This is a genomic window from Enterobacter asburiae, from assembly GCA_011754535.1.
Classification (GTDB): domain Bacteria; phylum Pseudomonadota; class Gammaproteobacteria; order Enterobacterales; family Enterobacteriaceae; genus Enterobacter; species Enterobacter cloacae_N.
In genome coordinates this window covers 312,567-337,620 of the sequence record JAAQVN010000001.1, presented here as the reverse complement: position 1 = coordinate 337,620, position 25,054 = coordinate 312,567, and the positions used below count along the sequence as shown (strand labels likewise).

Annotated in this window: 24 protein-coding genes; 8 read left to right on the top strand and 16 right to left on the bottom strand. The window is 56.7% G+C overall.

Features of this window, described 5'->3' with window-relative positions; translation table 11 throughout:
- Positions 1 to 275 precede the first annotated feature (275 nt).
- Positions 276 to 665: an aspartate 1-decarboxylase autocleavage activator PanM gene (gene panM / locus HBM95_01500; protein NIH41623.1), complete on the top strand. Its 390-nt coding sequence runs from the start codon at positions 276 to 278 to the stop codon at positions 663 to 665.
- A gap of 104 nt (positions 666 to 769) precedes the next feature.
- On the opposite strand, the gene livJ is transcribed toward panM, so the two are convergent.
- From livJ to ftsY, 6 genes are all read right to left on the bottom strand, one after another.
- On the bottom strand, positions 770 to 1,870 hold the full coding sequence (livJ, locus tag HBM95_01495; GenBank protein NIH41622.1) for a branched chain amino acid ABC transporter substrate-binding protein LivJ: 1,101 nt from the start codon (positions 1,868 to 1,870) through the stop codon (positions 770 to 772).
- 197 nt (positions 1,871 to 2,067) lie between these two features.
- Positions 2,068 to 3,333, bottom strand: coding sequence for a 4-aminobutyrate--2-oxoglutarate transaminase (locus tag HBM95_01490; GenBank protein NIH41621.1), 1,266 nt, complete (start codon positions 3,331 to 3,333; stop codon positions 2,068 to 2,070).
- Between the two features lie 135 nt (positions 3,334 to 3,468).
- Complete coding sequence (gene rpoH / locus HBM95_01485) at positions 3,469 to 4,326, bottom strand: RNA polymerase sigma factor RpoH (GenBank protein NIH41620.1); 858 nt, start codon at positions 4,324 to 4,326, stop codon at positions 3,469 to 3,471.
- A 251-nt stretch (positions 4,327 to 4,577) separates the two neighbouring features.
- Positions 4,578 to 5,633 carry a cell division protein FtsX gene (gene ftsX, locus HBM95_01480; protein ID NIH41619.1) on the bottom strand — a complete coding sequence of 352 codons (1,056 nt, stop codon included), beginning with the start codon at positions 5,631 to 5,633 and terminating at the stop codon, positions 4,578 to 4,580.
- A complete protein-coding gene (ftsE, locus tag HBM95_01475) occupies positions 5,620 to 6,291 on the bottom strand; it encodes a cell division ATP-binding protein FtsE (GenBank protein ID NIH41618.1) in 672 nt (223 codons plus the stop codon). The genes ftsX and ftsE overlap by 14 nt, the downstream gene beginning before the upstream one ends.
- Positions 6,292 to 6,293: 2 nt before the next feature.
- The gene (ftsY, locus tag HBM95_01470) at positions 6,294 to 7,754 is read right to left on the bottom strand and encodes a signal recognition particle-docking protein FtsY (protein ID NIH41617.1); all 1,461 of its coding nucleotides are present in this window, start codon (positions 7,752 to 7,754) and stop codon (positions 6,294 to 6,296) included.
- Positions 7,755 to 7,881: 127 nt separating this feature from the next.
- On the opposite strand from ftsY, the gene rsmD reads away from it, so the two are divergent.
- Positions 7,882 to 8,484, top strand: a complete 603-nt coding sequence (gene rsmD / locus HBM95_01465) for a 16S rRNA (guanine(966)-N(2))-methyltransferase (protein ID NIH41616.1) — start codon at positions 7,882 to 7,884, stop codon at positions 8,482 to 8,484.
- On the top strand, positions 8,468 to 8,749 hold the full coding sequence (locus HBM95_01460) for a DUF1145 family protein (protein NIH41615.1): 282 nt from the start codon (positions 8,468 to 8,470) through the stop codon (positions 8,747 to 8,749). Before rsmD ends, HBM95_01460 begins: the two co-directional genes overlap by 17 nt.
- Positions 8,750 to 8,838: 89 nt before the next feature.
- Here HBM95_01460 and HBM95_01455 read toward each other — a convergent pair whose 3' ends face one another.
- A complete protein-coding gene (locus tag HBM95_01455) occupies positions 8,839 to 9,198 on the bottom strand; it encodes a DUF2500 domain-containing protein (GenBank protein NIH41614.1) in 360 nt (119 codons plus the stop codon).
- A 129-nt stretch (positions 9,199 to 9,327) separates the two neighbouring features.
- Between HBM95_01455 and HBM95_01450 the strand changes: the two genes are divergently transcribed.
- Together HBM95_01450 and zntA are read left to right on the top strand one after the other, a co-directional pair.
- A complete protein-coding gene (locus HBM95_01450) occupies positions 9,328 to 9,954 on the top strand; it encodes a lysoplasmalogenase (protein ID NIH41613.1) in 627 nt (208 codons plus the stop codon).
- Between the two features lie 76 nt (positions 9,955 to 10,030).
- Complete coding sequence (gene zntA, locus HBM95_01445; protein ID NIH41612.1) at positions 10,031 to 12,202, top strand: Zn(II)/Cd(II)/Pb(II) translocating P-type ATPase ZntA; 2,172 nt, start codon at positions 10,031 to 10,033, stop codon at positions 12,200 to 12,202.
- Between the two features lie 58 nt (positions 12,203 to 12,260).
- Here the strand turns inward: zntA and HBM95_01440 are convergent, their stop codons facing one another.
- From HBM95_01440 to malK, 8 genes are all read right to left on the bottom strand, one after another.
- Positions 12,261 to 13,547, bottom strand: coding sequence for a TRAP transporter large permease (locus HBM95_01440; GenBank protein ID NIH41611.1), 1,287 nt, complete (start codon positions 13,545 to 13,547; stop codon positions 12,261 to 12,263).
- Between the two features lie 10 nt (positions 13,548 to 13,557).
- The gene (locus HBM95_01435) at positions 13,558 to 14,067 is read right to left on the bottom strand and encodes a TRAP transporter small permease (GenBank protein NIH41610.1); all 510 of its coding nucleotides are present in this window, start codon (positions 14,065 to 14,067) and stop codon (positions 13,558 to 13,560) included.
- A gap of 12 nt (positions 14,068 to 14,079) precedes the next feature.
- Entirely contained in the window at positions 14,080 to 15,051 is a 972-nt protein-coding gene (locus tag HBM95_01430; GenBank protein NIH41609.1) for a TRAP transporter substrate-binding protein, read from the bottom strand.
- A 200-nt stretch (positions 15,052 to 15,251) separates the two neighbouring features.
- Positions 15,252 to 16,121 (bottom strand): 4-hydroxybenzoate octaprenyltransferase, encoded by an 870-nt coding sequence (ubiA, locus tag HBM95_01425; protein NIH41608.1) that lies wholly within the window; start codon positions 16,119 to 16,121, stop codon positions 15,252 to 15,254.
- Between the two features lie 13 nt (positions 16,122 to 16,134).
- Positions 16,135 to 16,632 carry a chorismate lyase gene (gene ubiC, locus HBM95_01420; GenBank protein NIH41607.1) on the bottom strand — a complete coding sequence of 166 codons (498 nt, stop codon included), beginning with the start codon at positions 16,630 to 16,632 and terminating at the stop codon, positions 16,135 to 16,137.
- A gap of 180 nt (positions 16,633 to 16,812) precedes the next feature.
- The gene (gene malM / locus HBM95_01415; protein ID NIH41606.1) at positions 16,813 to 17,766 is read right to left on the bottom strand and encodes a maltose operon protein MalM; all 954 of its coding nucleotides are present in this window, start codon (positions 17,764 to 17,766) and stop codon (positions 16,813 to 16,815) included.
- Between the two features lie 113 nt (positions 17,767 to 17,879).
- A complete protein-coding gene (locus HBM95_01410) occupies positions 17,880 to 19,217 on the bottom strand; it encodes a maltoporin (GenBank protein NIH41605.1) in 1,338 nt (445 codons plus the stop codon).
- A gap of 71 nt (positions 19,218 to 19,288) precedes the next feature.
- Positions 19,289 to 20,398 carry a maltose/maltodextrin ABC transporter ATP-binding protein MalK gene (gene malK, locus HBM95_01405; GenBank protein NIH41604.1) on the bottom strand — a complete coding sequence of 370 codons (1,110 nt, stop codon included), beginning with the start codon at positions 20,396 to 20,398 and terminating at the stop codon, positions 19,289 to 19,291.
- 370 nt (positions 20,399 to 20,768) lie between these two features.
- Here malK and malE point away from each other — a divergent pair, with 370 nt between their 5' ends.
- The 3 genes from malE (at position 20,769) to malG (ending at position 24,534) form a co-directional block, all read left to right on the top strand.
- Entirely contained in the window at positions 20,769 to 21,959 is a 1,191-nt protein-coding gene (malE, locus tag HBM95_01400) for a maltose/maltodextrin ABC transporter substrate-binding protein MalE (GenBank protein ID NIH41603.1), read from the top strand.
- A gap of 125 nt (positions 21,960 to 22,084) precedes the next feature.
- Complete coding sequence (malF, locus tag HBM95_01395) at positions 22,085 to 23,629, top strand: maltose ABC transporter permease MalF (GenBank protein NIH41602.1); 1,545 nt, start codon at positions 22,085 to 22,087, stop codon at positions 23,627 to 23,629.
- A 14-nt stretch (positions 23,630 to 23,643) separates the two neighbouring features.
- Complete coding sequence (gene malG, locus HBM95_01390; protein ID NIH41601.1) at positions 23,644 to 24,534, top strand: maltose ABC transporter permease MalG; 891 nt, start codon at positions 23,644 to 23,646, stop codon at positions 24,532 to 24,534.
- Positions 24,535 to 24,630: 96 nt separating this feature from the next.
- Here malG and psiE read toward each other — a convergent pair whose 3' ends face one another.
- Positions 24,631 to 25,041 carry a phosphate-starvation-inducible protein PsiE gene (psiE, locus tag HBM95_01385; protein NIH41600.1) on the bottom strand — a complete coding sequence of 137 codons (411 nt, stop codon included), beginning with the start codon at positions 25,039 to 25,041 and terminating at the stop codon, positions 24,631 to 24,633.
- Positions 25,042 to 25,054: the final 13 nt, after the last annotated feature.

The following is a 25,054-nucleotide window of genomic DNA, read 5'->3' as shown; positions in this document are numbered from 1 at the left end:
TTTTCAGGCGATTAAGCAAAGATAATATTCTGAAATCAGGCAGAGATAAACAAATAAAAGTGCAGTTTGCAGCATAAAATAACGGTACAAAGCGCCGAATAAAACACTGCCTTTCAGGTTAAAATTCTGCTTATTTTTCGATCCATGTGTTTTCACACTGCCCATTGCATTGCTAAAAAACTAATCACCTGGTTAATGAGAATAAAAAGAGGAAGCCGCTGAGTGAATAAATTGAGTACACTGCCCCTACTCAATTTGATTTGGACAAGTAGCTAATGAAACTGACTATCGTGCGTCTGGTGACCTTTAGCGACCAGGATCATATCGACCTGGGCAAGATCTGGCCGGAATATTCCCCTTCGTCACTGCATGTCGACGAGAACCATCGCATTTATGCCGCGCGCTTTAACGAGCGCCTGCTGGCTGCGGTTCGCGTGACCCTGAGCGGCACGGAGGGGGCGCTGGACTCGCTGCGCGTGCGCGACGTGACCCGTCGTCGCGGTGTGGGACAGTATTTAATTGAAGAAGTGATCCGCGAAAACCCGAACGTGAACTCATGGTGGATGGCCGACGTGGGCGTGGAAGACCGCGGCGTGATGGCGGCGTTTATGCAGGCGTTAGGGTTTACGGCGCAGGAGAGCGGGTGGGAGAAGCGCCAGAGTTGATTTGTGCGGCCTGATCTGTGCGGCCTGATGCCCTCACCCCGGCCCTCTCCCACAGGGAGAGGGAGAAAACATTAAAAAAGGCAACTTACGTTGCCTTTTTGCTTTTATTTGGCGTCTGTCGCCGTGCCGTTCGCATGCCAGTCAAACACGCCGAACTCGAAGCCCTTCAGATCGCCCTTCGCATCCCAGGACAGCGGCCCCATGACGGTTTCGACCGTGTTCGCTTTCAGCCAGGTAGCAATCTCAGCCGGATCGGCTGACTGGTTCAGACCCGCCTGCAGGGACTGCAGCGCAGCGTAGGTAGTCCAGACGAACGCGCCGCTTGGATCCTGTTTCTTCGCCTTGATGGCATCCACGATAGGTTTGTTCGCTGGCACCTGGTCGTAGTTCTTCGGCTTGGTTACCAGCAGGCCTTCGGCTGATTCACCCGCGATGTTAGACAAAGACACGTTCGCCACGCCTTCCGGCCCCATGAACTGGGTTTTCAGACCCGCCGCACGCGCCTGACGCAGGATCTGGCCCATTTCAGGGTGGTAGCCGCCGTAGTAAACGAAATCAATATTCTCTTTCTTCAGACGCGCCACCAACGTGGAGAAGTCTTTCTCACCGGCGGTGATCCCGTCAAAGAAGACCACGTTGGCATTGCCTTTTTTCAGACCGTCCTGCACCGCACGGGCCAGACCTTCACCATACTGCTGTTTGTCGTGAACAATCGCGATACGCTGCGGCTTCACTTTTTCCAGAATGTACTTAGCCGCCGTTGGGCCCTGATCGGAGTCCAGACCCGTGGTGCGCAGGGTCAGCTTATAGCCTCGCGCGGTCAGCTCTGGTGCAGTTGCAGCCGGAGTGATCATCAGAATACCTTCGTCTTCGTAGATGTCAGACGCTGGCTGAGTAGAGGAGGAGCAGAGGTGACCGATAACGTATTTGATCCCGTCGTTCACCACTTTGTTCGCCACCGCGACCGCTTGCTTCGGGTCACAGGCATCGTCGTATTTTACGATCTGCAGTTTTTCGCCCTTGATGCCGCCCTTAGCATTAATGTCTGCAACCGCCTGTTCAGCGCCCGTAAACTCCTGGTCGCCGTACTGTGCTACCGGACCGGACATTGCGCCCACAACAGCCACTTTTATATCTGCCTGTGCCATGGTGCTGAATGCCAACGCGATACATCCTGCCAGTAACGCTTTACCCTTCATGTTCATCCTGAGATTCCCCATTATTATGGTTATTACGATTGTTGTGATGTTGTTGTGCAGCGCTTTATTTCAGTTATTGGTGTGCTGTTCGCGCTTTTTCAGCATACTCTGCTAAAACATACCCCATTTTTATGTTTTTGGAATAGCTAATTTGAAATGAATATATGATAAGCCCGACAGGATTTACCGCCGGGCTTGTGGCTTTAACGTGTCAGCGACGCGGAGATAATATCCAGCGCTTTACGGAACTGCGCTTCTGGGATGGTAAGCGGATAGAGGAAGCGGATAACGTTGCCATACACGCCGCAGCTCAGCAGAAGCAGCCCTTCGTTCAACGCGCGTTCCTGCACCTGGCGGGTGAATTCCGGCGAAGGCTGCCCGGATTGCGGATCGTTAAACTCTACCGCCACCATCGAGCCCTGTGCGCGAATGTCAGCGATATATGGGCAGTGTTCCTTGGCTTTATTGAGCACTTCCACCAGGTGATGACCGAGATGCGCCGAGCGCGTGCAGAGATCTTCCTCATCAATCACGTCCAGCACCGCGTGCGCTGCGGCAATCGCCAGCGGATTACCCGCGTAGGTGCCGCCCAGCCCGCCCGGCGCAGGCGCGTCCATCACGTCGGCACGGCCCGATACCGCTGAAAGCGGCATCCCGCCCGCCAGGCTTTTTGCCATGGTGATCAGGTCCGGCTTCACGCAGTGGTGTTCCATCGAGAAAAGCTTGCCGGTGCGGGCGAAGCCGCTTTGTACCTCGTCAGCAATCAGCAAAATGCCGTGGGTATCGCACAGGGCGCGAAGGGCCTGCATAAAATCAGCGGGCGCGATGTTGAAACCGCCCTCCCCCTGAACCGGTTCGAGAATAATGGCCGCGACCTGGTCAGGAGCGATATCCGCTTTGAAGATGCGTTCCAGGCTTTTCAACGCTTCCGCCGTGCTGACGCCGTGCAGCTCGTTCGGATACTGCGCGTGATACACCGAGCCGGGGAACGGGCCGAAGCCGAGCTTGTACGGCGCGACTTTACCGGTCAGCGCCATGGTCATAAAAGTGCGGCCGTGGAACGCGCCGCCGAAGGTGATAAGGCCAGGGCGCCTGGTGTACGCGCGGGCAATTTTGACCGCGTTTTCGACTGCCTCAGCCCCCGTCGAGAAGAACGCGGTTTTGGCCGGACCGTCAATCGGCACGCGCTGGTTGATGCGCTCGGCAAGCGCCACGTAGCCTTCGTACGGCACAATCTGGTAGGCCGTGTGGGTAAACGCGTGGAGTTGTTTTTCTAAAGCGGAGATGACTTTGGGATGGCGATGGCCGGTATTCAGCACCGCGATCCCGGCGGCGAAGTCGATGTACTCATTGCCTTCCACGTCCCACACCGTGGCGTTTTCGGCTTTGTCGGCATAGAAGTTACACATGACGCCGATGCCGCGCGGCGTCGCCTGTAAACGCCGGTCGTTCAGTTCGTTATTTTTCACCCTGTCCCCCTGAGAAGTCGCCTGCTTAGCGCATCAGTAAGTGTTTGCCAGGGGGAGGGAATTCGCCAGAGCGGGCGCTAAAAAAACAAAACCCCCAGACTCTCATCCAGGGGTTCTCGGTGTAATTCGCGGTAATTACGCTTCGATAGCGGCACGAAGTTTTTTCATGGCGTTCTTTTCAAGCTGACGAACACGTTCCGCAGAAACGCCGTAGCGGTCGGCCAGCTCCTGCAGCGTGGACTTGTTGTCTTCGTCCAGCCAGCGGGCGCGGATGATGTCCTGGCTACGTTCGTCGAGGCCTTCCATCGCATGGGTCAGCTTGTTCGCGGCCTGATCTTCCCAGTTATCCTCTTCGATGCCGTCGGCAAAGTTAGAGGTTTTATCCTGCAGATACAGTACCGGTGCCATCGGCTGGCTGTCAGATGCGTCGTCGTCGGAGGACATATCGAAAGTCATGTCCTGCGCGGCCATACGGGATTCCATCTCACGCACGTCTTTGCTGGATACGCCCAGCTCACGCGCCACCATTTCCACTTCATCCTGATTGAACCAGCCCAGACGCTGCTTGGTTTTACGCAGGTTGAAGAACAGCTTACGTTGCGCTTTTGTCGTGGCGACCTTCACGATACGCCAGTTGCGCAGCACGTATTCATGAATTTCTGCTTTGATCCAGTGTACGGCGAAGGAGACCAGTCGCACACCCACTTCCGGGTTAAAGCGACGTACAGCCTTCATCAGGCCGATGTTACCTTCCTGAATCAAGTCCGCCTGCGGCAGGCCATAGCCCGCATAGTTACGAGCAATGTGAACAACAAAGCGCAGGTGAGACAGGATCAGCTTCTTCGCTGCTTCCAGATCGCCCTGGTAATGCAGCTTTTCAGCAAGCTCCTTTTCTTCCTCGGCCGTTAACATCGGCCAGGTGTTCGCAGCCCGGATATAGGATTCCAGGTTACCAACAGGGGCTAAAGCTAAAGTTTGCATTTCTTTGGTCATTCATTCCTCTCAATGTTTCTTCTGGTCCAGGCTGTCCCCGTCAGGCAACAACCATGCCAAAGCGTTTGAGCAACGAGATTAGCATTCACTCTTTTATCAGACAGTGATTTTATCCACAAGTTCCAGGTGCAACGGTGAATAAATTACGCACAAAATGTGACATGGAGATGATAACAGGGGAAGAGACAACAGGGACGCTTTCCCTGCAGAGCGAACATCTCGGTGCAGGGAAAGATTATATCACGCTTTTATTAGTCGGGAGTAAAGTGGCGTAAATGTTGAACCGTTGCCAGCCATGCGGCAATCCAGCCGATCATGGAGCACACCAGCAGCAACAGCAGGCACTCATCGAAGCCTAAACCACTGATATCAAACTTAGTTCCGAAAACCTGCGCCACTTCAGTGACGGCAGACGAAAGCCGCATCACCAAAATTTCTGACAATATCAGTGAAAGAAATGCGCCGGAGAAACCGAGCAGTGCGCCGCCGTAAAGGAACGGACGCAGGATGAAACCGTCCGTTGCGCCAATCAGTTTCTGCACGTTGATGGTATCGCGGCGCGCAAAGATGCTCAGGCGCACGCTGTTACCGATGACGAGGAACACCGCCGCCACCATCAGCACGCCGATCATCGCCGACACGCGTCCCACCAGCCCGGTCAGTGCCGCAAGACGGGCAAACCAGCTGTCGTCCATGCGTACTTCATCAATCCCGTTGATGCGGGTGATGCGGTCGCGCAGGGTATTCAGCGAATCGGTGCCCTGGAAATCAAGCTTCGGGATCACCACCGCCACCGCAGGCAGCGGGTTCTCTTCGAGCATATCCAGCGCGCCGCCAAAGCCTGACCAGTTACGGAACTCGCCCAGCGCTTCTTCACGGGAAAGATAATTGACCTTTTCCACGCCCTGCTCGGCCTGGATTTGCCCGACCACCTGCGCCGCCGCGTTATCGTCGAGCGCTTTATCCAGATAAACGGTGATCTGCGGTGACGGATAATACTGCGACGCCGCCTGGTTGACGTTCTTATAGACCATGTAGCAGACGCTTGGCAGCGTCAGGGAGATGGCAATCACCATCACCGTCAGGAACGTCGCCAGCGGTTTGCTTTTCAGGTCCTGCAGCGCGCCGTGGAAGGCGTAACGCACCTGCTCGTTAAACACGTTGGTCTTGCGGGAAGCCGGCTTCGGCGCCGCTTTCTGGCGCTTAGGCGCATTACGATTGCCGTCACCGCCGCCCTGCGGCTTACGGAAACGGTCAAACCGGTTCCCGAACTGCCGAATCTGGTTCATTGCATCACGCTTGTTCACCGTGGCCTCCGTGCAAATGCCCGTCGCTCAGGGTCAGCATGCGGTACGAACGACGAGAAATGAGCCCCATATCGTGCGTCGCCATCAGTACCGTTACCCCTACGCGGTTGAATTCCTCAAACAGACGCAAAATCCCTTCGGACAGGGCATCGTCCAGGTTACCGGTCGGTTCATCCGCCAGCAGTACCGCAGGCTTGTTCACCACCGCGCGGGCGATGCCGACGCGCTGCTGTTCACCGCCGGAGAGCTGGATCGGGAAGTTCTTCGCTTTGTCCAGCAGCCCGACCTTATCCAGCGCCGCAGAGACGCGACGACGGATATCGTCATAGCTGGCGCCGGCAATAATCAGCGGGATCGCCACGTTATCGAAAACGGTGCGATCCATCAGCAGGTGGTGATCCTGGAAAATCATGCCGATCTGACGACGCAGAAACGGCACTTCGCGGTTTTTCAGACGGCTAATTTCGTGGCCGCTGAACCAGATTTTCCCGGCGCTTGGCCGTTCTATCCCACAGATAAGCTTGAGCAGGGTACTTTTCCCCGCGCCGGAATGGCCGGTCAGGAATGCCATCTCGCCCGGCTGCAGGTGGAATGTCACCCCCTGCAGCGCTTGTCTCCCACCGAGATAGGCCTTGCTGACGTGTTCAAAGCGAATCATTGTTAGTCCTCTCGGGCAAATAATGCCTCAATAAAGTCGTCCGCCTTAAACGGACGCAAATCCTCAATACGCTCGCCCACACCGATGTAGCGGATAGGAATGCCGAACTGGTCGGCCACGGAGAAGATCACCCCGCCTTTCGCGGTGCCGTCCAGCTTGGTCAGCGCGATCCCCGTCAGTCCTACCGCTTCATGGAACAGCTTCGCCTGGCTAATGGCGTTCTGCCCGGTGCTGGCGTCGATAGTCAGCATAATTTCATGCGGTGCATCTTCGTCCAGCTTCTTCATGACGCGGACGATTTTCTTCAACTCTTCCATCAGGTGCGATTTGTTCTGCAAACGCCCTGCGGTGTCGGCGATCAGCACGTCCACGTTGCGCGACTTCGCCGCCTGGATGGCGTCGAAAATCACGGACGCGGAATCCGCGCCGGTGTGCTGGGCAATCACCGGAATGTTGTTGCGCTGGCCCCACACCTGGAGCTGCTCAACCGCTGCCGCACGGAAGGTATCGCCCGCCGCCAGCATCACCGATTTGCCCTGCTGCTCAAACTGACGCGCCAGCTTGCCGATGGTGGTGGTTTTACCCACGCCGTTAACGCCAACCATCAGAATAACAAATGGCGTTTTGCCTTCAATATTAAGCGGTTCGTCAACTTTTGCGAGAATTTCACCCATCTCGTCTTTCAGCAGGCCGTACAGCGCCTCGGCGTCGCGCAGCTGTTTGCGGCTCGCCCCTTCGGTCAGGTTGGTGATGATCTTACGGGTGGTCTCCACGCCCACGTCCGCAATCAGCAGTTGCTCTTCCAGCTCTTCAAACAGATCGTCGTCGATCTTCTTGCCGCGGAACAGACTGATAAATCCGGAACCTAAGTTTTCTTTGGTTTTGAGCAGGCTGCGCTTCAGGCGCGCGAAGAAACCTTCTTTGGTCGGTTTTTCCTGCTCCTGCACGATCTCTTCTTCGGCCTGCTCTTCCACCGGCACAACGATGACCGACTCTTCCGCGGCTTCCGCCGCCAGCGCCTGGGCTTCCAGCTCTTCGTCGGTCAGCTCTGGCTCAAGTGCCGCCTCTTCTTCCACCGCCTCAACGATTTCAACGGTTTCCGCTTCGGCCTGCCACTCTTCGGCAGACACCTCTTCGGCGTTGACCTCTTCCGGTAGCGGCAGCTCTTCATGTTCTGTTGCGGCCTGAGGCGCATCGGCAACGGTCTCAATGACGACCGGCTCTGGCTTCTCGCTCTCCTGAACCTGTTCAGTAACCTCAACCACCTCTTCAGCAAAGGATTCAATCTCTTCTTTGCTGTGGGCAGGCTCTTCCGCTTCGACAATCGCAGCGGTTTCTACTGGCGTTTCAGGCTGTGACTGCTCTTCTGCAACCTGTTGTTCTTCGGTTTTCTGTTCTGTTTCTTGCTCTTTTTCACCGAAACCCAACCAGGAAAAGAAGCCACGTTTTTTTTGTTTTGCCATCTGCGACTACACTCCTCGCGGCGCTATATACAGGGAAGCTAAAAAAATGATGAAATAGTCTAACACTTTACTTAATTGACATCACCGCCCGCAATCGCAGGGCAATGGTTAACAGAGCTTTCCAGAGATGAAGAAACCCACCCGCGCCCCGGCCGGTCAAATTCGCATTATCGGCGGCCAGTGGCGAGGCCGGAAATTACCGGTGCCGGACAGCCCCGGTTTACGCCCCACCACCGACCGCGTTCGCGAGACGCTGTTTAACTGGCTTGCCCCGTCAATGGTAGACGCCCATTGCCTGGACTGCTTCGCCGGAAGCGGTGCCTTAGGGCTGGAGGCGCTGTCGCGCTATGCTGCCAGCGCCACGCTGCTGGAGATGGAGCGCGGCGTCGCGCAGACCCTGCAGCAAAATCTGGCGACGCTGAAGGCGACGAATGCGAAAGTGGTAAATACCAATACGCTAAGCTTCCTCGCGCAACAGGGCACGCCGCATAACGTCGTGTTTGTTGACCCACCGTTCCGCAAGGGGCTACTGGAAGAGACGTTATCCCTGCTGGAGCACAATGGCTGGCTGGCGGATGACGCGCTAATTTATGTAGAAAGCGAAGTGGAAAACGGCCTGCCACCCGTTCCCGTTCACTGGGATCTGCACCGCGAAAAGGTCGCAGGCCAGGTGGCTTATCGTCTTTATCACCGTCAGGCACAAGGAGGATCCGATGCCGGTACTGATTAACCTGGGACGCTTGCTGATGCTGGGCGTCTGGGCATTTTTGATTTTGAATCTGGTGCACCCGTTCCCGCGCCCGTTGAATATCTTCGTTAACGTGGCGCTGATTTTCACCTCGTTCATGCACGCCCTGCAGATGGTGATGCTGAAAAACGGTCTGCCAAAAGATGGCCCGCCGATGACCGGCTGGCAGCAGCTACGGGTGTTTATTTTTGGCGTGTTTGAACTGCTGGTGTGGATGAAGAAGTTTAAGGCGCAGGTGAAGAAGTAAGGTGCGGCCTGATGCCCTCACCCTCTCCCAGAGGGAGAGGGGACGATTACACCCTCTCCCTCTGGGAGAGGGCCGGGGGGAGGGGAAAATTACCGCTCCGGTTCAAACCCTTCAAAACGCGATCCTTTGTAGCTCAGCGTTCCTTTCTCTCCCACCGTCAGCCGATGGTACTGCTGCGCCTCCAGGCGGAAGGTCATCTCCAGGTCGCCCGTTTCTGGCTTAAAGCTCGCTTCATAGCGCATTGTTGTGCCCGCAGGCGTCACCTGCTGCTGGCGCGAGCGGCGGTCGTTGAGCGGCTTCTCACGTTTGTTGGTCACCACCACGCGCTTTTGCATCAGCAGTGCGGCATCGTTATCCGCCTTCTCGCGGCGCTGTTGCACGAAGCGGAACGAGGCGGCAATGACGATAATCGCCACCACGATAATGAAAAACAGCGGCATTTTGCTCATTAAAACATCCCATCAGATTATGCGGAATTCAGGATACCTCGCCTGCCCCGGCATTGCCAAACGCCCGCCCGCGTCACTACACTGGATCAGAAACTGATTATTCAGCCTCAACAGTTACAGGGAGTTAATATGCTTTGGTCATTTATCGCTGTCTGTTTTTCCGCATGGCTTTACGTCGATGCGTCCTATCGCGGTCCAGCCTGGCAGCGCTGGTTGTTTAAACCCGTTACGCTGCTGTTGCTTCTGCTTTTAGCCTGGCAAGCCCCGATGTTTAACGCCATCAGCTATCTGGTGCTCGCCGGGCTGTGTGCCTCCCTGATTGGCGATGCCTTAACCCTGCTGCCGCGCCAGCGCCTGCTGTACGCCGTGGGGGCGTTCTTCCTGTCGCATCTGCTGTATACCATCTATTTTGCCAGCCAGATGACGCTCTCCTTCTTCTGGCCTCTGCCGCTGGTGCTGCTGGTGATTGGCGCCCTGCTGATAGCAGTCATCTGGTCGCGTCTGGAAGAGATGCGTCTGCCGGTCTGTACGTTTATCGCTATGACGCTGGTGATGGTGTGGCTGGCCGGGGAGCTATGGTTCTTCCGTCCAACCGCCCCGGCGATGTCCGCCTTCTTCGGTGCGGCGCTGCTGTTACTCGGCAATATCGTCTGGCTGGGCAGCCACTATCGCCGCCGCTTCCGGGCGGATAACGCGATTGCCGCCGCCTGCTACTTTGCCGGGCATTTCCTGATTGTGCGTTCGCTGTATATTTAAATAAGCCTTGACTCTGGAGTCGACTCCAGAGTGTATGCTGCGGTTAATGAGAAAATTATCATTACCGGAGACTGCCATGTCGACTCCAGAAACATCTAAAAAAGTTCCACAATTTTCGGCGCTTAAGCTCAGTCCGGTTCCGCCGAAAGACGACTGCTGCTGCGAAGGCGCGTGCGAAACGCAAACTCAGGCGCCTCCTGAAAGCGGCAACCGCTACAGCTGGATGGTCAGCGGCATGGACTGCGCGGCCTGCGCCCGCAAAGTGGAAAATGCAGTGAAGCAGGTGGCGGGCGTGAACTACGTTCAGGTGCTGTTCGCTACCGAAAAGCTGCTGGTCAGCGCCGATAGCGACGTCATGAAGCAGGTTGAAGCTGCCGTCAGCAAGGCGGGCTATACCCTGCGCAGCGAAACGGCTCCCGCTGAAAAAACCTCCCCGTTTAAAGAAAACCTGCCCCTTATCACGCTCATCATCATGATGGCGGTCAGCTGGGGTCTGGAGCAGATTAACCACCCGTTCGGTAACATGGCGTTTATCGCCACTACCCTGGTAGGGCTCTTCCCGATAGCCCGTCAGGCTCTGCGCCTGATAAGAAGCGGCAGCTGGTTCGCCATCGAAACGCTGATGAGCGTGGCGGCCATCGGCGCGCTGTTTATCGGCGCGACGGCGGAAGCGGCGATGGTCCTGCTGCTGTTCTTAATCGGCGAACGGCTTGAGGGCTGGGCGGCGAGCCGGGCGCGCAAAGGGGTAAGCGCGCTGATGGCGCTGAAGCCCGAAACCGCCACGCGGGTTAATGAAGGCAAACGTGAAACTGTCGCCATCAGCACGCTGCGACCGGGCGATGTGATTGAAGTGGCCGCGGGCGGACGCCTGCCAGCCGACGGTACGCTGCTCACCGCCACCGCAAGCTTTGACGAAAGCGCCCTGACCGGAGAATCCATTCCGGTAGAGCGTGCCGCAGGCGAAAAAGTCCCTGCCGGTGCCACCAGCGTTGACCGCCTGGTACAGCTCAAAGTCCTGTCCGAACCGGGCGATAGCGCCATCGACCGCATCCTGAAGCTGATTGAAGAAGCCGAAGAACGCCGCGCGCCCGTCGAGCGTTTCATCGACCGCTTCAGCCGGATTTACACCCCCGCTATCATGCTGGTTGCCCTGCTGGTTACCGTGATTCCACCGCTGTTTTTCGGCGCGCCGTGGGAGGGCTGGATTTATAAAGGGCTGACCCTGCTGCTGATCGGCTGCCCGTGCGCGCTGGTGATCTCCACGCCGGCGGCGATTACCTCGGGACTGGCGGCGGCGGCCCGTCGCGGGGCGCTGATTAAGGGCGGCGCGGCGCTGGAACAGCTCAGTCAGATCCGGCATATCGCCTTCGATAAAACGGGTACGCTGACCGTCGGCAAGCCGCAGGTGACGGGCGTCTACCCGCAGGCGATCGGTGAAGACGAACTGCTGGCGCTGGCCGCCGCCGTGGAACAGGGCTCCGCTCACCCGCTGGCGCAGGCGATTGTGCGTGAAGCGCAGGGACGCGGGCTGAATATCCCTTCGGCAACCGCCCAGCGGGCGCTGGTCGGGTCAGGAATTGAGGCCGTCGTCGACGGTAAAAAGGTACTGATTGTTGCGGCGGGCACATTATCTCATCCACAGGTTGAGGCATTAGAGCAGGCCGGTCAGACGGTCGTTGCCGTGATGCAGGACGGCGCGCCGCTGGGCATGCTGGCACTGCGCGATACCCTGCGCGATGATGCAAAAGACGCCGTGGCGGAGCTGCATCAACTAGGCGTACAGGGCGTGATCCTGACCGGTGATAACCCGCGCGCGGCGGCAGCGATTGCCGGCGAGCTGGGGCTCGAGTTTAAGGCCGGGTTGCTGCCTGCGGATAAGGTCAGCGCGGTAACCGAGCTAAACAGCCGCGCGCCGCTGGCGATGGTGGGTGACGGAATTAACGATGCCCCGGCGATGAAGGCCGCAACCCTCGGTATTGCGATGGGCAGCGGTACCGATGTGGCGCTGGAAACGGCCGATGCGGCGCTGACCCATAACCGCCTGACCGGGCTGGCACAGATGATTAGCCTGGCGCGGGCGACGCGCGCCAATATCCGCCAGAACATCGGCATTGCGCTGGGTCTGAAGGGGATATTTCTCGTCACCACGCTGCTCGGTATGACCGGGCTGTGGCTGGCGGTGCTGGCGGACACCGGGGCGACGGTGCTGGTCACGGCGAACGCGCTGCGGCTGTTGCGTCGGAAATAAAATCGTTATCGAACCGTAGGCCGGGTAAGGCGTAGCCGCCACCCGGCATAAAAAGGCGTCACTGCATCCCTAACACCCCCGGCAACCATAATGAGATCGCCGGGATGTACGTCACCATCCCCAGCACTACCAGCAGCATGCCGTAGAACGGCAGCATCGCCCGCACAACGTGCTCGATCTTCTGCTTGCTCACCGCGCTCGCCACGAACAGCACCGACCCGACCGGCGGGGTGATCAGCCCGATCCCCAAATTGACCATCATGATCATCCCGAAATGCACCGGGTCAATCCCCAGCGAGTTGGTCACCGGCAGCAGAACCGGGGTGAGGATCAGGATGATCGGTGCCATGTCCATCAGCGTGCCGATCAGCAGCAGCATAATGTTGAGGTACATCAGGATCACGTACTTGTTATCGGACAGCGACGTGAAGAACTCGGTGATGCGCATCGGCAGCTGCATGTAGGTCATCACCGCGCCAAACGCCGCGGCAAAGCCAATCAAAATCATCACGATGGTGACCGTTTTGACCGTGCGGCACATCAGCTTCGGCAGTTCGTTCCACTGGTAGTCACGGTAGATGAACATGGTGACGAAGAACGCCCACAGGCAGGCCACGGCGGCTGATTCGGTGGCGGTAAAAATCCCTGACAAGATCCCGCCAAGGATAATGACCACTGTCATCAGCCCCCACAGTGCGTCGAGCATGATTTTCAGCGCCTGTTTGAGAGGGATTTTGTCCCCTTTCGGATAGCCGCGCTTGCGGGCGAAGCACAGGCAGAGCACCATCAGACTCACGCCAAGCAGCAGGCCCGGCAGGACGCCCGCAATGAACAGCGTGGCGATGGAGACCGTGCCACCCGCCGCCAGCGAGTAAATCACCGAGTTGTGGCTGGGCGGGATGAGAATCGCCTGCACCGACCCACTCGCCGTGACCGCCGCCGCGTATTCGCGCGGATAGCCCTTCTTCTCCATTTCCGGGATCATCACGCTGCCGATGGACGCCGTATCCGCCACCGACGAACCAGAAATCGCGCCGAAGAACGTCGAGGCGACGATGTTCACCAACGACAGCCCGCCGCGAATGAAGCCGACAAAAACGTAGGCAAAGTTGACCAGCCGTCGGGCAATGCCCCCTTCCGCCATGATCGCCCCGGCAAGGATAAAGAACGGGATCGCCAGCAGGGTAAATTTGTTCACCCCGCTGGTTATCTGGATCATCAGCGCCTCCAGAGGCAGGTCAATCCACAATGCCCCCGCTACGGCGCTTAAGCCCACGGCAAAGGCCACCGGCATTCCCAGCGCCAGCAAAATGGCGAGGGTGAATAACAAAACAAAAGCATCCATCGTTCACCCCTTAACTGTGATTGCCGATCAGCACGACCGGACGGTTTTCCTGTGAGCCAAACAGCAGGCGTTCAAGCACAAACAGGATCAAAATCGCCGACCCAATCGGCAGCGGAAGATAGCTTTCGCCGGAGGTCAGGATGGGGAACTCCGCCACCGGCTGCTCCCACAGTTCGACGCACAGCCAGTAGCTGTACCAGCACATCAGGCCGGAGATCAGCAGCATCAGCAGATCAACCACCCGCGCGCACAGCCGTTGCAGCGACGCGGGCAAACGGTCGGTCAGCATGTTGACCGCGATATGCGATCCGGCGCGGTAGCTCACCGCCGCGCCGATGAAGGTGAACGTCACCATGCAGATAATGGCGATCGGCTCCGGCCAGGATTCGCCGCGATTGAGCACGTAGCGTGAAAAGATGCCGATGGGGATGACAATCGTCATCACCAGCAGCGAAATACCCGCCACCGCCATGGCGAGCAGGTACAGACGGTCCATCCACTTCAGGTAGAGTTCGGACATACGTACTCCGGCTTACTGGACGTCAGCGATGGCTTTCATCAGATCCTGATGCTTGTCGCCATACTGCGCGCGCACCGGCTCTGTGGCCTTGATGAATACCGTCTTATCGATATCGTGGAACTGCACGCCGCCCGCCTTCATTTTTGCCAGCGCCTGGTCGTTATACGCATTCCATAGCTTACGCTGTTCGAACTGCGCTTCACGGGCCAGCGTCAGGATTTTTTGCTGTTCGTCAGCGCTCAGCTTGTCCCATTTCACTTTTGAATAGAGCAGCATTTCCGGGGTGATAAAGTGGCCGCTAAGAGTGTAGTTTTTAGCAACCGGCATGTAGTTGTGAGCGATAAAGGTGGGCGGGTTGTTCTCCGCGCCGTCAATCACGCCGGTCTGCATACCGCTGTAAACTTCGCTGACGCCCATCGCCACCGAGTTCGCCCCCATATCCTTCAGCGTGGCAAGCGCTACCGGGCTACCCTGCACGCGGATTTTCTTCCCTTTCAGATCTTCCGGCTTCACGATCGGCTCTTTGGTGATGAGGTTACGGGTGCCGGAATCCATCCAGCCGAGGAAGACCAGCTTCGATTTCGGGTTCGCGGTCAGCTTGTCGCCAATCTGCTTGCCGATCTCCCCGTCGATCACCTTGTGCATGTGGTCCTCATCGCGGAAGACGTATGGCAGCGTGAAGACTTCAATATCCGGCAGGATGGCGGCAACCGGCGCCATGGAGACGCGGATCATGTCAATCGCCCCCATCTGCGCCTGCTCTATCATCTGCTTTTCATCCCCCAGCACGCCGCCCGGGAAAACCTTAATCTCCAGCTTGCCGTCGGTTTGCTGTTTGAGTTTTTCACCCATGTGCTGAACCGCGACCACGTTCGGGTAGCCTTCAGGATGCACATCGGCAGCTTTGATGGTTTGGGCAGAAACGGTGCAGGCAAAAGCAGACAGGCACAGCGCGGCCAGTAACGGCTTGAGGGTCGTTTTCATTGAGTCAGCTCCAGGGTAGTGATGTCAGCGTTAAAACAGTGTTTTATTTTTTTACGCTTAGAAAATAGACTAGCCCGGGAGAAGCGTAGGTGAAGCGCCTCACAAAAGCGCGAATTTATGAAACGACGGTTTAAATTTGTGAGGGCGGTAATGCAGGATGATGATGCGGTCATACCCGGCAGGGCACGACCGCGCGTCGATCAGGAAAAATAGCTCATGACCAGCCCTAAAAACAGCACCAGACCGACATAGTTATTGTTCATAAACGCCTTAAAACAGGCTTCGCGTTCGCGTTTTGCAATCAGCTTCTGCTGGTAGGCAAACAGCAATCCCGCCACCAGTATCGACCAGTAAAATTCCCAGTTCAGCCCGTTCAGGCGCGCAATCGCGACCATCAGCGCCAGTACCGCAACCTGCAGAATGCCAATAATGAGTTTGTCCTGACGACCAAAGAGGATGGCGGTCGATTTAATGCCTATTTTCAGGTCATCGTCGCGGTCAACCATCGCATATTGCGTGTCATACGCTACGGCCCAGAGAATATTTGCCAGGAACATCAGCCAGCAGCTAAGCGGTAAGGACTCACTAACCGCTGCAAACGCCATCGGAATCGACCAGCCAAACGCCGCCCCCAGCACCACCTGAGGCAGGTGGGTATAGCGCTTCATAAAGGGATAGACCCAGGCCAGAGCCAGCGCTGCGACGGACAGCAGAATCGTCATGGTGTTCAGAGTTAACACCAGCAGGAAAGAGAGCAGCACCAGAACGATGAACAGCACGCGGGCTTCTTTTCCGGTCACCTGGCCGCTGGGTAGCGGGCGGTTGGCAGTACGCTTTACGTGGCCGTCAAATTTACGATCGGCATAGTCATTCACCACGCAGCCCGCCGCGCGCATCAGCCAGACGCCGGCAACAAACACGCCCAGGATCCACAGCGGCGGCACGCCCGGCGTGGCCACCCACAGCGCCCATAAGGTCGGCCACAGCAGCAGCAACGCGCCAATGGGTTTATCGGTACGCATTAAGCGGTGATACGCCAACAGCTTATTCTGCGTCAGGCTCCACTCCATTTTTTTCTTCCTCTTAGTACAACGGTGATGCCGGTAAAAAAAGCTCCGTCAGGATTAACGGCTTACCGCTCAGGCGAAGGCGGGAACGGCGCCCCCACAGTTCGGCATCACGACCAATCTCAATAAAATCACGGGTCAGCTCAGATGAGGTGAAGAGATAACGTCCCAGCGGCGTTTTCCCCAGCCGCTGCAGCGCCAGCTCAGGCCCGGAAAGCGTTGATTCGGGCACCACCGTGCGCCCGGCAAGCCAGGGTTCGCCATCGGCACAGAGCAAAATTTCGCGCAGCCAGTAGCGTTCCTCCTGCGGCAGCAGCGGCAGCTCGCTGGCGATCTCATCGCCAGAGACAAACCCTTCCTGAATCAGGGTCACCGTGACCGTTTTACCCTGTTGCTCAAAACGTTTCGTCATGGAATCTTCCAGCAACAACCAGTCCAGTTGCTGCGGATCAAGCGCAGGTATTTGGTCGAAATAGCGCAGCGCACGCAGTTGCGTTAGCGCAGGGTGTGACATGCCAGACTCTCCGATACATAACGTAATGGCATTGTATCGCAGAAACACGGATTGAGGGGGGCCAAACGTTATTTAACGATCACGATCGCAACATGGGCGCAACAGCATGGCGGATACGAAAAAAAGTGCGCCCACTCAGGCGCACTAAACTACTAACAAATCAGCACTGTGGGGAAACGGTTACCCCTTGCCTTTTACACTGCTGATAAAGGTGGAACGGGCAGTGGTTGAACCTAAACGTTCGGCTTCATCAAGCAGCTTCAGCGCTTTATCGACATCGCCGCGCTTCACCGCCTGCTTAATGGCGTTGTTGAAGTACTCTTCGGTGTCGTTCAGTACCGGCTCTGCTTTCTTCGCCGGGGCTGGCGCTGCGGCGGCGACCGGTGCGGCTGCCGTGGCAGCAGGCGCGGTGTAAGCAGGTGCTGCGGTATTGCCCACGGTCACAGGGCCGTTACCGGAGGAGCCAAACAGCGGGCCGACCAGCACGCTGGAACCGCTGTTCGTTTTCACCTTCAGCTTTAACGTTCCGTCGGTGACGTGACGAGCGATCGGGTCTGGAATATCAGGAACCGCGTTACCGGTGCCTTTTGCGTAGGCTTTAGCCGGATCGAGCAGCGTGGTGGTCTTCTGGAGGTCTTGCTCGGTGGTAAAGACCAGCACGTAGAGTTTTTGCTGGCCCAGCGCAGGGGTCAGGCGCATGACGCCTTCCAGACGATCGGCGCTCATCACGCCAGGCTCCTGGTAGGTAAAGTATTCGCTTGGGAAAAAGGCTGATGGCGTCATGTTCTGATCGAGAATCAGCACGTTAGGCGCAAATACGCTCGTCTGCTTGTTAACTTCACTGGTCAGGGTAATGGCCAGCTCACCGATATTGGCGGGTACGCTATAAGCAGCGACCGGGCCGGTTATACCCGGAACATTAAGCGACTGGCCGCCCGTTGAGAGCTGGGTAGTCTGGGTTTTAGACTGATCGACAGGCGTCCAGACAAGCTGTTGCAGTGCCGCTGTCGGAATAGCTGGCGCAGATGTTGTGTTTTGCGGAACGAAATTGACGTTAGCGAGCGTCACGGCAGGCGCGCTTGCCAGCAGCCCTGCGGATAAACAAAGGGCAAGGAGAGTTTTGTTCATTTTCATTGTTATCACCTCAAAATGCACAGGTTCAGCGGTAGCCAGGCAATAGCGCGCCGTCCCAAGGATTGAGGGGCTTGCGCCCCTCAGTTTGGTCATTACGTCAGATTAAGACGGGATTACCACCAGATTTCCATCTGGGCGCCGAAGGACCACTCGTCGTTGTCGCCACGGCTGAAGCTTTTCGCAGTGGTATCGCTATAGGCCATGCCTGGGGTGTAACCTGCAACGGAGTTTTTACCGGTTGGCGCATAACCCCACTTCTCATCCCACTTCGCATAGGTTGCGAATACGCGGATTGCAGGACGTGACCAGATGCTGTCGCCTGCCTGCCACTGTTGTGCCAGAGTAATTTTATACTGATCGTTGGTTTCGCCGGTTTCCTGGGATTTGACGTTGTCGTAACCCACTTCCAGCAAGGTGCTCATGATTGGCGTCCATTTGTACATAGGACGAACGCCCACGGTCCACCATTTGGTACCGTTGTTGTTATCCCAGTTGATATCCTGGTACATACCGACATACATCAGGTCCCAGCTATCGCCCAGAGAAATAGCACCGTGGTCAAGTACGCGCCACAGGTGACCATTGTTGTTGATGCCGTAGTTGATATCGTCGGTGGTACCGATGTTCGAACCTTGCGACAGACCTTTGCCCTGAGAGGTCATAGAGTCAGTTGCATATTGCAGAACGAACTTGTTGTAGCCTTTCAGCATGCTCTGCGTGTGTTCAGCAGTGAACATCCAGCCGTCTTTGGATGCGCCATCGATCAGATGATAATCATCACGTGGGTTTGCGCGACCGTAGTCAACGCCAAGCTCCAGCGTACCGCCTGGGTTGATCTCCATCTGCGCTAAACGGACGTCAAAGACATCGTTCGCTGTGCGGGTGGTGTAATCATAAATACTGTTGCTGGCGAAGGAGGAAGAACCACCGGCTTCAGAAGAACGGGTTGCAGCCAGAGAGAGCTTACCGAAACCAACGTCAATGTTTTCCAGACCCGCACCAGGACCTGAAATATCCCAGTAGTAGAAGTCGATCATGTGGACGTCATGACGCTGATAGAATCGCTTACCGGCCCAGATGGTGGAACCTGGCAGCCATTCGATCAGGTTTTTACCCTGCACGTTAGCTTCACGGAACGCCGGGTCAGTGGCTTCCCAGTCGTTCTGCTGCGCCACGGAGTACGCTACGTTGGTGTCGAAGTAGAAGCTCTTGTCGCCTTCTTTCCACACTTCCTGGCCCAGCTTCAGTTCCGCATAGGTTTCACATTCGTTACCAAGACGGTATTTACTTTGGGCACCGGTTGCCTGGAAGCACTGTTGTTCGCCGCCACTACCCGTCCAGCCGATACCGGAACGAGCATAACCATGGAAATCCACGGCCAGCGCCTGAGCAGACATTACGCCCGCTGCGACGGCAACTGCCAGAGGAAGTTTGCGCAGAGTAATCATCATTCTATCTCCTGAGATCATTGCTTTTCTTTGAACACTTCACCTGTCGGTTTCGTGTCTTCTTTTGGGATTGCTTAAACGCCTGGCTCTTTATGCAGCCGACGACATGCAGTGCCATCCTCACGGAACAGATGGCAACGCTCTGGCGGCAAGCCGATAGCGAATGTGGCACCCTCTTCTACCAACACCACGTCATTCTGGCGGTAGACCAGGTTCTGACGGATGGCGGGGATCTGGATATGAATCTGTGTTTCGTGACCAAGCTGTTCGACGACCTGAACTTCACCTTCCAGCGTCACATCCGCAATGTGGCTTGGCAGCAGATGCTCAGGACGGATACCGAGGGACATATTTGCCCCGACCTGTACGTTGGCGCTGTCCACCGGTAGCCAGACTTGCTGACGGTTTGGCAGCTCCACCTGTACCTGTTCAATCGCCGTCGCCGTCACTTTAACGGGCAGGAAGTTCATCTTTGGCGAGCCAATAAAGCCCGCAACAAAGCGGTCTGCCGGGTAGTGATAGAGCTCCAGCGGTTTGCCCACCTGCGCCACGCGACCGGCGTCCAGCACCACGATTTTGTCAGCCAGAGTCATCGCTTCGACCTGATCGTGGGTGACGTAAATCATCGTGCGGCCAAGACGCTTGTGCAGACGGGAGATTTCGATACGCATCTGGACGCGCAGCGCGGCATCCAGGTTAGAGAGAGGTTCATCGAGCAGGAACACGCGCGGCTCGGCCACCAGCGTACGGCCAATCGCCACACGCTGACGCTGACCACCGGAAAGCGCTTTCGGTTTACGCTCCAGCAGGTGCGCCAGCTGTAACACTTCCGCCACCTGCGTAACGCGCTGGTTAATGACCTCTTTTTTTGCCCCGGCCAGCTTCAGGCCAAAAGACATGTTCTCGGCAACGGAAAGATGGGGATAAAGTGCATAAGACTGGAACACCATGCCTACGCCACGTTCGGCAGGCGGGATGTCGTTCATTCGGGTATCACCGATCAGCAAATCGCCGCTGGTGATGGTTTCAAGACCGGCAATCATACGCAGCAGAGTAGATTTACCACAGCCTGATGGGCCCACAAACACCACGAATTCGCCTTCAGTGATGTCCAGATTGATGTCTTTCGACACCACTACGTCGCCCCAGGCTTTCGTTACATTACGCAGCTGTACGCTCGCCATGCCCTTCTCCCTTCGTTACAACCTGTCACCGACAGAAACATTCAAGATAAGTTCACTATGGGGTATCCATTACTTTCGTGAATCCTCCACCCCCCGGCTTTTTTATGGGGGAGGAGGCGGGAGGATGAGAGAGCAGGCTCTGCGACCGCAGCCGGAGGGCTGAGGCGAAATTCGTGAAGCCGCCTGCAAAATTCGGTGGGTTTTTATGTGCGCCAGCACTCATAACTTAAATTTATGCAACGGAGATCACACAAACAGGGGGTGGGGCGTAGGGGTTGGGAGGATGGAAAGAGGATGTCAAATAAGGAGACTGAGTCACGTTGAACCACCTTATGTATCCACGAGCACATCACCAAAAAGGATGGCAGATATGAATATCAAGACTGGCGCACGCGTTTTCGCATTGTCCGCCCTTGCAGCAATGATGATTTCCGCCCCAGCGCTCGCCAAAATTGAAGAAGGCAAGCTGGTTATCTGGATTAACGGCGACAAGGGCTATAACGGCCTGGCCGAAGTGGGCAAAAAATTCGAAAAAGACACCGGTATCAAAGTTACCGTAGAACACCCGGACAAGCTGGAAGAGAAGTTCCCGCAGGTTGCAGCAACCGGTGACGGCCCGGACATCATCTTCTGGGCGCACGACCGTTTCGGCGGTTACGCGCAGTCTGGCCTGCTGGCTGAAGTCACCCCGGACAAAGCTTTCCAGGACAAACTGTTCCCGTTCACCTGGGATGCCGTTCGCTACAACGGCAAGTTGATCGCTTACCCAATCGCAGTTGAAGCCCTGTCTCTGATTTACAACAAAGACCTGGTGCCAAACCCGCCGAAAACCTGGGAAGAGATCCCGAAACTGGATAAAGAGCTGAAGGCGAAGGGTAAATCCGCCCTGATGTTCAACCTGCAAGAACCGTATTTCACCTGGCCGCTGATTGCTGCCGACGGCGGTTACGCGTTCAAGTTTGAAAACGGCAAATATGACGTGAAAGACGTGGGCGTGGATAACGCGGGCGCGAAAAAAGGCCTGACCTTCCTGGTTGACCTGATTAAGAACAAACACATGAACGCGGATACCGACTACTCCATCGCGGAAGCGGCGTTCAACAAAGGCGAAACCGCGATGACCATCAACGGTCCGTGGGCCTGGACCAACATCGACAAGAGCAAAATCAACTACGGCGTGACGCTGCTGCCAACCTTCAACGGCAAGCCGTCTAAACCGTTCGTGGGCGTGCTGAGCGCGGGCATCAACGCCGCCAGCCCGAACAAAGAGCTGGCGAAAGAGTTCCTGGAAAACTACCTGCTGACCGATCAGGGCCTGGGTGAAGTGAACAAGGACAAACCGCTGGGTGCCGTTGCGCTGAAATCCTTCCAGGATCAGCTGGCGAAAGATCCACGCATCGCGGCCACCATGGATAACGCCCAGAAAGGCGAAATCATGCCGAACATCCCGCAGATGGCTGCGTTCTGGTACGCCACCCGTACTGCGGTCATCAACGCTGCAAGCGGTCGTCAGACTGTCGATGCCGCACTGAAAGATGCTCAGGGTCGTATTACTAAGTAATGCCGTAGTCCCCTCTCCCTCTGGGAGAGGGTTAGGGTGAGGGTTGTCGCTATCCGCACGCCCTCACCCCGGCCCTCTACCCCAGGAGAGGGAGAAAAGATCAAACGTTGTAGAGGAAGAACCCCATGGATGTCATTAAAAAGAAGCACTGGTGGCAAAGCGACGCGCTGAAGTGGTCAGCGATCGGTCTGCTGTGTCTGCTGGTGGGTTACCTTGTTGTTTTAATGTACGTACAAGGGGAATATCTGTTTGCCATCATGACGCTGATCCTGAGCTCTGCTGGCCTGTATATTTTCGCCAACCGTAAAGCCTATGCCTGGCGTTATGTTTACCCGGGCGTGGCCGGGATGGGGCTGTTTGTCCTGTTCCCACTGATCTGCACCATCGCCATTGCGTTCACCAACTACAGCAGCACCAACCAGCTTGCGCAGGAACGCGCCCAGCAGGTGCTTCTTGATCGCTCTTATCAGGCGGGTAAAACCTTTAACTTCGGCCTTTATCCTGCGGGTGACGAGTGGAAGTTAGCGCTTACCGACGGTGAGAGCGGCAAAAACTATATTTCCGACGCGTTCAAATTTGGCGGCGAGCAGAAGCTGGCCTTAAAAGAGGCTGCGGCCCTGCCGGAAGGTGAACGTGCCAACCTGCGTATCATCACCCAGAACCGTCAGGCGCTGACCCAGCTCACCGCCGTGCTGCCAGACGAAAGCAAAGTCACCATGAGCTCGCTGCGCCAGTTCTCCGGCACGCAGCCGCTTTATACCCTGGCGGATGACGGTACGCTGACCAACAACCAGAGCGGCGTGAAGTACCGTCCGAATAACGACATTGGTTTCTATCAATCCATTACCGCCGACGGAAAATGGGGTGATGACAAGCTCAGCCCGGGCTACACCGTCACCATCGGCTGGGACAACTTTACCCGCGTGTTTACCGACGAAGGCATCCAGAAACCGTTCTTTGCCATCTTCGTCTGGACGGTGGTGTTCTCGGTGCTGACGGTGATCCTGACCGTGGCCGTGGGCATGGTGCTGGCCTGTCTCGTGCAGTGGGAGTCGCTGAAAGGCAAAGCGATTTACCGCGTGCTGCTGATTCTGCCCTACGCCGTACCGTCGTTTATCTCGATTCTGATTTTCAAAGGACTGTTTAACCAGAGCTTCGGTGAAATCAACATGATGCTGAGCGCGCTGTTCGGTATCAAACCGGCCTGGTTCAGCGACCCGACCACCGCCCGTTCGATGATTATCATCGTGAACACCTGGCTGGGTTATCCGTACATGATGATCCTGTGCATGGGCCTGCTGAAGGCTATCCCGGACGATCTGTATGAAGCCTCGGCGATGGATGGCGCAGGTCCGTTCCAGAATTTCTTTAAAATTACGCTGCCGCTGCTCATTAAGCCGCTGACGCCGCTGATGATTGCCAGCTTCGCCTTTAACTTTAACAACTTCGTGCTGATTCAGCTGTTGACCAACGGTGGTCCGGACCGCCTTGGCACCACGACGCCGGCAGGTTATACCGACCTGCTCGTGAGCTACACCTACCGTATCGCCTTCGAGGGCGGCGGCGGTCAGGACTTCGGCCTGGCGGCAGCGATTGCCACCCTGATCTTCCTGCTGGTTGGCGCCCTGGCGATTGTGAACCTGAAAGCCACACGTATGAAATTTGACTAAGGAGGGCACTGAACATGGCAATGGTACAACCCAAATCTCAGAAACTGCGCCTCCTGGCGACGCACCTGGGCCTGCTGATTTTCATCGCGGCGATTATGTTCCCGCTGCTGATGGTCATCGCCATCTCCCTGCGTTCGGGCAACTTCGCCACCGGGAGCCTGATCCCGGATGAAATCTCCTGGGAGCACTGGAAGCTCGCGTTGGGCTTCAGCGTGGAGCACGCGGATGGCCGCGTCACGCCGCCGCCGTTCCCGGTGCTGCTGTGGCTGTGGAACTCGGTGAAAGTGGCGACCATCACCGCGATCGGCATCGTGACGCTCTCCACCACCTGTGCTTATGCCTTTGCCCGCATGCGTTTCCCGGGCAAAGCGACGCTGCTAAAAGGCATGCTGATTTTCCAGATGTTCCCGGCCGTGCTGTCTCTGGTCGCGTTGTATGCTCTGTTTGACCGTCTCGGCCAGTACGTACCGTTTATCGGCCTGAATACCCACGGCGGCGTGATCTTCGCCTATCTCGGCGGTATTGCCCTGCACGTGTGGACCATCAAAGGCTATTTCGAAACCATCGACGGCTCGCTGGAAGAGGCGGCGTCGCTGGACGGTGCCACCCCGTGGCAGGCGTTCCGTCTGGTGCTGCTGCCGCTGTCCGTGCCGATTCTGGCGGTGGTGTTTATCCTGTCGTTTATCGCGGCGATCACCGAAGTACCGGTTGCCTCACTGTTACTGCGCGATGTGAACAGCTACACCCTGGCCGTAGGCATGCAACAATACCTCAACCCGCAAAACTACCTGTGGGGCGATTTTGCCGCGGCGGCCGTACTCTCCGCCATCCCGATTACCGTGGTGTTCCTGCTGGCCCAGCGCTGGCTGGTCAACGGCCTGACGGCGGGCGGCGTGAAAGGTTAAGTTTCATCTGTTATGCCACTGCAACCCTCAACTTTAGACGTATTGTATTGACCCAACTTGTGACTGTTATTCGGCGGCCTTCGGGCCGCCATTTTTTTATTCCCGTTTCAGCCGCTTCGAATTGCACAGCCAGAGGGTAATCACCAGCAGCAGGATCGCCGCCGAGTAGATCAGCACGTCGAGCGGAGACTTATGATCGACGATGATCAGCCGCACAATCGCAGTGATGCCAATGTAGACAAAATAGCGCAGCGGGAAGTGAAAGCCGGACTGAAAGTACTTCACAATCAGGGCGATAAATTCAAAGTAGAGAAAGTAGACCACCAGGCCTTCCACCAGCGCATATTTGCTGGTTTGCTCAGGGGCGAACAGCACATCCGCCAGATGCACCGTCTCTTTACCGAGAAAGACGACCAGGATCAGGCCAAGGCTCAACAGACCGAGGTTCAGCACGGTCTGGAGGATGGTTGAGATAAACTCAACGCGCGGGCGAGTCAGGGATGTCATACAGCACCTCATT